Here is an 8,517-nt window from a genome sequence, read left to right on the forward strand (position 1 = left end):
TTCGTTTTTTAAGAGGAGGAGATCTTATTTGGATAAAAAGAAGCTAGTTCTGATAGATGGCAACAGCATCGCTTATCGTGCATTTTTCGCATTGCCGCTTTTAAACAATGATAAAGGAATACATACGAATGCAGTTTACGGATTTACAATGATGCTGCAGAGAATTCTGGAAGATGAAAAGCCTACTCATTTGCTGGTTGCATTTGACGCTGGCAAAACAACCTTCCGCCATAAAACATTCAGTGAATATAAAGGAGGAAGGCAAAAAACGCCGCCGGAGCTTTCAGAGCAATTTCCTTATATTCGAGAGCTGCTTGATGCTTACGGAATTTCCAGGTATGAGCTGGAAAACTATGAAGCAGATGATATTATCGGCACATTGTCGCTTCAAGCTGAAAAAGACGGTTATGAAGTAAAAGTCATTTCCGGAGACAAGGATTTGACACAGCTTAGTTCAGATGCTGTAACTGTCAGCATAACCAGAAAAGGCATAACGGATATCGAGGAATATACACCAGCTCATATTGAAGAAAAGTATGGAATTACTGCTGAACGCATTATTGATATGAAAGGCCTTATGGGGGATAGTTCAGATAATATTCCTGGAGTGCCGGGAGTTGGTGAAAAGACGGCGCTTAAATTGCTGAAGGAATTTGGAACCCTTGAAGAGTTATTGGATTCAATCGACAAGGTCAGCGGAAAAAAGCTGAAGGAAAAGCTGGAAGAGTTCAAGGAGCAAGCCTTGATGAGCAAAGAGCTTGCAACGATCACAAGAGAGGCACCAGTAGAAGTAAAAATTGATGATGTAGAGTACGAAGGGTATGAAAAGGAGAAAGTTATTGGCATTTTTAAAGAGCTCGGCTTTAACTCTTTACTTGAAAAGCTTGGCGGCGATTTAGAAGCAGTGGAAGAGAATCTCGAAGAAATCGAATTTACGATTGCAGAAGAAATTAACGAAGAGATTTTTTCAGAAGAAAATGCATTTTATGTTGAAGTCCTTGAAGATAATTATCATTATGCGGATATCATTGGTTTTTCTATTGCCAATGAAAAGGGTAATTTTTTTATTGCTAAAGATAAAGCTCTTGAGTCGGAAGTATTTCAAAAGTGGGCTGAGGATGACACAAAAAAGAAAACGGTGTATGACGCAAAACGGTCTGAAGTTTCCCTTCGCCATCACGGCATCCATCTAAAAGGCGCAGATTTTGACCTATATATTGCCTCATATTTGATTAATCCTTCCCAAACAATTGAAGACATTGCATCAGTTGCTAAAAATCATGGGTATCCTGCCGTTCAATCTGATGAAGCGTTTTATGGAAAGGGAGCCAAGAGAAGAATACCGGAAGAAAAGGAACTTGCGGGGCATTTGGCCAGGAAGGCTGCAGCATTGATGGCGTTAAAGGAAAAACTGGATAGCGAACTGAAAGAAAACCAGCAGGCAGAGCTATTTTATGATCTGGAAATGCCATTATCCTTGATTTTAGCTGACATGGAATCATTTGGGATTAAGGTTGATCTTGAGCGGCTGAAAACTATGGGACAAGATCTGCTTTCGAAATTGGATGAAATCGAAAAACGAATACACGAGCTTGCAGGGGAGGCCTTTAACATTAATTCTCCAAAGCAGCTGGGCGTGATTCTTTTTGAAAAATTGGGACTGCCTGTTATTAAGAAAACAAAAACAGGATACTCAACTTCCGCTGATGTCCTTGAAAAGCTGGAAAGTGAACATGAAATTATCCGGGATATCCTGCATTACCGCCAGCTTGGCAAGCTGCAATCCACATATATCGAGGGATTGCTGAAGGTTGTGAATAAGGAAACAGGCAAGGTCCATACAAGGTTTAATCAGGCTCTTACGCAAACAGGCAGATTAAGCTCTACAGATCCGAACCTGCAAAACATCCCGATACGCCTGGAAGAAGGAAGGAAAATTAGGCAGGCCTTCGTTCCTTCAGAAAAGGGCTGGGTCATTTTTGCAGCAGACTATTCGCAAATTGAGCTGCGAGTACTAGCGCATATTGCAAACGATGAAAAGCTTATTGAAGCGTTTAATGAAGATATGGACATTCACACAAAGACAGCGATGGAGGTATTCCATGTCAGTGGTGATGAAGTTACGTCCAATATGCGCCGCCACGCAAAGGCCGTTAACTTTGGGATCGTATATGGAATAAGCGATTATGGCCTTTCACAAAGCCTCGGCATCACCCGGAAGGAAGCCGGGAAATTTATTGACCGCTACCTGGAAAGTTATCCAGGGGTAAAGCAATATATGGACGATATCATACACGAAGCCAAGCAAAAGGGATATGTATCAACCCTCCTCCACAGAAGAAGGTACTTGCCTGAAATCACCAGCCGCAACTTTAACCTGCGAAGCTTTGCAGAGCGGACGGCAATGAACACACCAATTCAGGGTAGCGCTGCAGATATTATTAAAAAAGCAATGATTGACATGGCAGACCGTCTGCTTGAAGAAGGTATTAGTGCGCGCTTATTGCTGCAGGTCCACGATGAATTGATCTTTGAAGCACCGGAAGAAGAAATAGAAACCCTTAAAAAGATCGTGCCTGAAGTAATGGAAAATGCTGTCGAGCTGAAGGTTCCATTGAAGGTTGATTACTCTTATGGCCCGACATGGTTTGATGCAAAATAATTTTTATTAAGTTTTAGGACTGCCATAGAGGTTTCCATCTAAAATTTTTTGTTTTAACAGAACATACTTATAATGCGCACTGCGCTTTACGAAATGGAGGGATTTATATGCCTGAACTTCCTGAGGTTGAAACGGTCAGAAGGACACTCCAGGAATTGGTGGTTAATAGAACAATTGCCCATGTATCTGTTTTCTGGCCAAAAATGGTTAAGCATCCGGACGAAGTCTCCCAATTTCAGGATGCTTTAGCCGGTCAAACCTTCCGGGAAATAGGCAGGAGAGGCAAGTTTTTGATTCTGTATACAGAGCATTACGCGCTTGTATCCCATTTAAGAATGGAAGGAAGATACGGGCTTTTTTCGAAGGACGAGCCCGTTGAAAAACATACGCACGTCATATTTCATTTTACAGATGGAACTGAGCTTCGCTATAAAGACGTCCGCAAGTTCGGGACGATGCACTTATATGCAAAAGGGGATGAATTGAGCACCCTCCCACTGTCACATCTGGGACCGGAGCCATTTGCCGAAGATTTCACAGCAGATGAGCTCGCTGCAAGGCTGGCAAAGACGACTAGAAATATCAAAACTGTGCTTCTTGATCAGAAAACAATCGTCGGTCTTGGGAATATTTATGTCGATGAAGCTTTATTCCGTTCCCGTATACATCCCGAAAGGCTGGCAAACAGCTTATCGAGAGTTGAATTGGAGACTCTCCACAAGGAGATTGCCGACACTCTTAATGAAGCGGTAGAAAAGGGCGGGAGCACGATTCGCTCCTATGTAAACTCGCAAGGGCAGATCGGCATGTTTCAGCTGGAGCTTTATGTATATGGCCGAAAAGGGGAAGAGTGTAAAGTCTGCGGAAATACTTTAGAAAGGATTGTGACAGGAGGCCGGGGAACGGTCTTTTGCCCAGCCTGCCAAAAAAAAGAATAGAACTCTAGCCTGATATTAACAAATGAGCAGAATGGGCGGACTGTCTGCTTCGCGGTATTGCTCCGGTGCCTGCCCCTGGAGGTCACAACCTAACCCTCCCATAAAGGTAAAGACCACCTTTCTTTGAGGCTCGTCTTTTGCTTGTCAGGGAGTGAGCAATATGGAAAGCGTCAAAAATTAGCAGGAACAAGCGGGCTTGCTTGTTCCTGAGGCGCTTACGCATTTCTAATAACATTGGATGGGCTTCTTCCATATACTATCGTAGCGATTGACAGGAAGGAGCTCTATTCAATGGTGCATGCAATCTCACTTTTAATACTTGCTTTTGCTGTCAGTCTTGACAGTTTTAGTGTCGGTTTAACATATGGGTTGAGAAAAATGAATATACCATTTAAATCGATCAGCATAATCGCTTGCTGTTCAGCAATTACGTTAATGGCTGCGATGACAATTGGCCATCTTATAGAGGCCTTTTTATCGCCGGCTTTTGCTGAAAGTATGGGAGGAATCATTCTTATCATTTTAGGTGCCTGGGTCCTTTATCAATTTTTCAGGCCTGAAAAGGTTAAGGATGTTATGCCTCACGAAAAAACAATTGTAAATTTTGAAATTAAATCACTGGGCCTTGTCATAAATATCCTGAAAAAGCCAATGTCAGCCGATTTTGATAAATCAGGTGCCATTACCGGTGTTGAAGCCTTCATGCTGGGGATTGCTTTATCCCTGGATGCGTTTGGAGCCGGAATTGGTGCAGCCATGCTTGGGTATTCGCCATATTACCTGGCTTTGACAGTTGCCTTAATGAGCTCTTTGTTTGTGTTTATGGGAATGCAGGTGGGATCTCTTTTTTCAAAGTGTGGATGGGTTCATAAATTCTCATTCATCCCCGGTATTATTTTAATCGTAATTGGCATCTGGAAAATTTAAAAACCTCTTGAAAGGAACAAGCTATGTCATTAACTGTAGGACTAACAGGTGGTATTGCAAGCGGTAAAAGCACCGTTTCTGCCATCTTAATCGAAAAAGGCATCACTGTAATTGACGCAGATGTGGAAGCCAGATTAGCTGTTGAAAAAGGAGAGGAAGCATACAAGGAAATTATCCGTCACTTCGGGAATCTTATTCTGCTTGAGAATGGCTCAATAGATCGTGGAAAGCTTGGCTCCATCATTTTTCATGATGAGAGGGAGCGGATGAAATTAAATAGCATTGTCCATCCCGCTGTCCGCAAAAGAATGATGGCAAAGAAAGAAGAAGCAATCAGGAGAAATGAAAAATTGGTGATCCTTGATATTCCCCTGTTATTTGAGAGTAAGTTAACATATATGGCTGATAAGACTTTATTGGTATATGTGAATGAGGAAACCCAGCTCCAGAGGCTCATGGCCAGAAATCAGCTTTCAAGGGATGAAGCCATCGCGAGGATCCGCTCACAAATGCCTTTAAAAGATAAAAAGGTCCTGGCGGATGCTGTGATCGACAATAACGGAAGCATTGAAGAAACTGAGAAACAATTATGGGATATTTTAAAAAGCTGGAACATTATTTAAGGGCCTGAAAAGGCTCTTTTTCGTTATACAGTAAGCTTAATAGTATGACAAAATAAAAATATATGGCTAATTTTTTTAGGCTAAAATATGATAATATAAGGCATGAATTAGGCTTTTACTAGATAAAAACATTTCAGAATTGTTAAACATTAAAAAATCCGCATTTTAATCATCACAAATGACTATTAATATGTTATACTAATTACATCTTAGGGTAATAAAAGTATAACATTAATGCGGAAGGGGCCGTAACATGAAGGCGAGAATAGCGATTAACGGTTTTGGAAGAATTGGACGTATGGTTTTTAGAAAAGCCATCCTGGAAGATAATCTTGAAGTTGTTGCCATAAATGCAAGTTATCCTGCAGAAACCTTGGCGCACTTAATTAAATATGATACAAACCATGGGCAATTCGAAGGAAGTGTTGTCCCTGAAAACAATGCCATTGTTGTAAACGGCAAAAGAGTTCAGCTTGTCAGCAACCGTAATCCCGAGGAGCTTCCTTGGAGAGAAATGAACATCGATATCGTAATTGAGGCAACTGGGAAATTCAATTCACGCGATAAAGCAAGTCTTCACCTTGAAGCTGGAGCTAAAAAGGTTATTCTTACTGCGCCTGGAAAGAATGAAGATGTTACGATTGTTATGGGCGTAAATGAAAGCGCATTAGATATAAATGAGCATGATGTCATTTCAAATGCTTCATGTACCACGAACTGCCTGGCACCTGTTGCAAAGGTTCTAGATGAGCAATTTGGCATTGAAAATGGACTTATGACAACAGTTCATGCATATACAAATGACCAAAAGAATATTGATAACCCGCACAAGGATCTTCGCCGCGCACGTGCTTGCGGCCAGTCCATCATTCCAACGTCAACAGGAGCTGCCAAGGCTTTGTCACTTGTATTGCCTCATTTAAAAGGCAAATTGCATGGTATGGCATTGCGTGTTCCAACACCAAACGTATCCTTAGTGGATTTGGTGGTAGACCTTAAGCGTGATGTTACAATGGAAGAAGTTAATTCAGCTTTTGAGACTGCTTCACAAGGATCGCTGAACGGTATTCTTGATATTACAGATGAGCCATTGGTTTCAATTGATTTTAATACAAATGAACATTCAGCCATTATCGATGGATTATCCACAATGGTAATTGGCACAAATAAAGTGAAAGTATTGGCATGGTATGATAATGAATGGGGCTATTCATGCCGGGTTGTCGACTTAACTAAATATGTAGCCCAAGAGCTTTTCCAAGCTTCTGCTGTAAAAGTTGGTTAAACAATAGCAATCTCTTTTTTTAAAATAATTACCCATACCCTTTATGCCTGCCCACCTCGGCAGGCTATTTTTGTTTTGGAAAACTTCTGTCAAAAACGATTATTTACATTCGAAGCCGACGGACGAACCTATATTATAAATTTGCGAAAAAAATGTAGAACAATGTGTTGCAAAAAGAAAACAAACGAAGTATACTAATCCTCGTGAACTTCTCCGAGTTTTGGTACGGTAGCTACTTAAAGGGTTAGGACCTCTCTGGACTAACTTTCCCCCGTGGTAGTTATAGGCCAGTCTAAATCTGGAAATTCATTAATTAATAGCTTCATAAAAGTTTAAAGGGGGAAATTTGAATATGGAAACTATGGGTCGTCACGTTATCTCAGAACTTTGGGGATGCGATTTTGAAAAGTTAAATGATATGGATTTTATTGAGCAGACATTCGTAAATGCAGCATTAAAATCAGGTGCTGAAATTCGCGAGGTTGCATTCCACAAGTTTGCGCCGCAGGGTGTAAGCGGAGTTGTCATAATCTCTGAATCACACTTAACTATTCACAGCTTCCCGGAGCATGGCTATGCCAGCATTGATGTATATACGTGTGGAGATCTTGACCCTAACATCGCTGCAGACTTTATTGCAGAATCGTTAGGAGCTCAAACGCGTGAGAATATCGAGATTCCTCGCGGTATGGGTCCAGTTCAAGTTAAACAAGCTCAAGTACTTTAATAACTGAATGATAATCGGCAAATCCAGAGGTGTATACATTACACCTCTTTTTATTTTGTAAAAAACGATCTTGATTACCCTGGCTTAGCCATTAGGGTTTCCTTGCAAAAAATAGTACAATAGGAATACATACAAAAATTTACGGAGGAAAGAGGATGTCTATTTTTCGGCAGCTTGCCAATCGCTATAAAAAACAGTGTGAAACACATGAAAATCATTCCGACCCTGAGCTGGCAACGAGATATTATAGAACGAACACCGCCCAAATAATGCAATCAATTGAGGAACTGTTCAAAGCGGATCACAATGTGCATATTGTCAGCACTTCAAAAGAACATGGCGAGATTGCAGCAGAGATAAAGAAAGACAAAACCTTTTTTGCCATTGTAACTGTTGTTACTGTTAAGCCATTTGAAACTGCAGTAGACATTAATCTATCGACAGAGCAATCCTCTTTGTCTGGCGTTCACCCTATTCTTAAGAGAGAGGTGCTTTCAATTTACAAAAAGATAAATAAAAAACATGATTTTCTTGGGACTGCAAGAAACGCAGACAAATAGTTGCACTTGTACTGTCTCCCCCTTTTTTATAAGATAAGAGTAACAAAGAAAATCGGAATAGAACCCAAGGAGCTTAAGCCCTCTTAATATATAAATGGATTCGGAGCTGATTGTATGAGATGCCCTTCATGCCAAAATAATAATACCCGCGTTCTCGATTCACGCCCTGTCGATGATAGCAGGTCTATCCGCCGCAGAAGGGAATGTGAAAAATGCGGATACCGGTTCACTACTTTTGAAAAAGTTGAAGAAATTCCTCTTATCGTTGTTAAAAAAGAAGGAACCAGAGAAGAGTTCAGCCGTGAAAAAATATTGCGCGGCCTTATTAAAGCATGCGAAAAACGGCCAGTTGCACTTAAGGATCTTGAGGAAATTACCTTTGAAGTGGAGAAGGAGCTTAGAAGCAACGGAGTTTCTGAAATAAAGAGCGATGAAATTGGTGAAATGGTCATGGACAGGCTTGCGAAAGTGGATGATGTGGCATACGTACGTTTCGCCTCTGTCTACAGGCAATTCAAAGATATTAACGTTTTTATTGATGAACTAAAGGAATTAATAAAAAAAGAACAATCATAATCGAATCAGGCATAGTTTGACTGCATCCCTGATTCTGGCTGAATAGGACGACGGGCTGAAGGATATTCTTTGGCTCTTTTTTTGCGGCATATGTGCTGGAAGGGATTTTTCTGGGACTTTATATTAAGGATGAAAACCCATCAGGTTAAGGGGATATGGTAGTTAATCGAGCGGAATAACGCCGAAAACCCATCAGGTTAAGGGGATATGGTAGTTAAT

General features: G+C 40.9%; 8 protein-coding genes. All 8 read left to right on the top strand.

Translation table 11 applies throughout. The features are described from left to right. The first annotated feature begins 28 nt into the window (after nucleotides 1-28). The 8 genes from polA to nrdR all read left to right on the top strand — a co-directional run bounded on the left by polA (nucleotide 29) and on the right by nrdR (nucleotide 8,298). The gene (polA, locus tag J7I93_RS14355; RefSeq protein ID WP_214726554.1) at nucleotides 29-2,662 is read left to right on the top strand and encodes a DNA polymerase I; all 2,634 of its coding nucleotides are present in this window, start codon (nucleotides 29-31) and stop codon (nucleotides 2,660-2,662) included. A 107-nt stretch (nucleotides 2,663-2,769) separates the two neighbouring features. Then, nucleotides 2,770-3,600, top strand: a complete 831-nt coding sequence (gene mutM, locus J7I93_RS14360; RefSeq protein ID WP_214726555.1) for a DNA-formamidopyrimidine glycosylase — start codon at nucleotides 2,770-2,772, stop codon at nucleotides 3,598-3,600. 291 nt (nucleotides 3,601-3,891) lie between these two features. Next, nucleotides 3,892-4,527 carry a sporulation membrane protein YtaF gene (ytaF, locus tag J7I93_RS14365; protein WP_214726556.1) on the top strand — a complete coding sequence of 212 codons (636 nt, stop codon included), beginning with the start codon at nucleotides 3,892-3,894 and terminating at the stop codon, nucleotides 4,525-4,527. A gap of 23 nt (nucleotides 4,528-4,550) precedes the next feature. Further along, complete coding sequence (coaE, locus tag J7I93_RS14370) at nucleotides 4,551-5,150, top strand: dephospho-CoA kinase (protein WP_214726557.1); 600 nt, start codon at nucleotides 4,551-4,553, stop codon at nucleotides 5,148-5,150. 253 nt (nucleotides 5,151-5,403) lie between these two features. Next, on the top strand, nucleotides 5,404-6,435 hold the full coding sequence (locus J7I93_RS14375; protein ID WP_214726558.1) for a glyceraldehyde-3-phosphate dehydrogenase: 1,032 nt from the start codon (nucleotides 5,404-5,406) through the stop codon (nucleotides 6,433-6,435). Nucleotides 6,436-6,787: 352 nt separating this feature from the next. Continuing rightward, nucleotides 6,788-7,162 (top strand): adenosylmethionine decarboxylase, encoded by a 375-nt coding sequence (speD, locus tag J7I93_RS14380; RefSeq protein WP_009333223.1) that lies wholly within the window; start codon nucleotides 6,788-6,790, stop codon nucleotides 7,160-7,162. 155 nt (nucleotides 7,163-7,317) lie between these two features. Continuing rightward, complete coding sequence (locus J7I93_RS14385; RefSeq protein ID WP_214726559.1) at nucleotides 7,318-7,722, top strand: hypothetical protein; 405 nt, start codon at nucleotides 7,318-7,320, stop codon at nucleotides 7,720-7,722. 114 nt (nucleotides 7,723-7,836) lie between these two features. Then, complete coding sequence (nrdR, locus tag J7I93_RS14390; RefSeq protein ID WP_110066250.1) at nucleotides 7,837-8,298, top strand: transcriptional regulator NrdR; 462 nt, start codon at nucleotides 7,837-7,839, stop codon at nucleotides 8,296-8,298. Nucleotides 8,299-8,517 lie beyond the last annotated feature (219 nt).

Source organism: Bacillus sp. ISL-47 (assembly GCF_018613175.1).
GTDB lineage: Bacteria > Bacillota > Bacilli > Bacillales > Cytobacillaceae > Cytobacillus.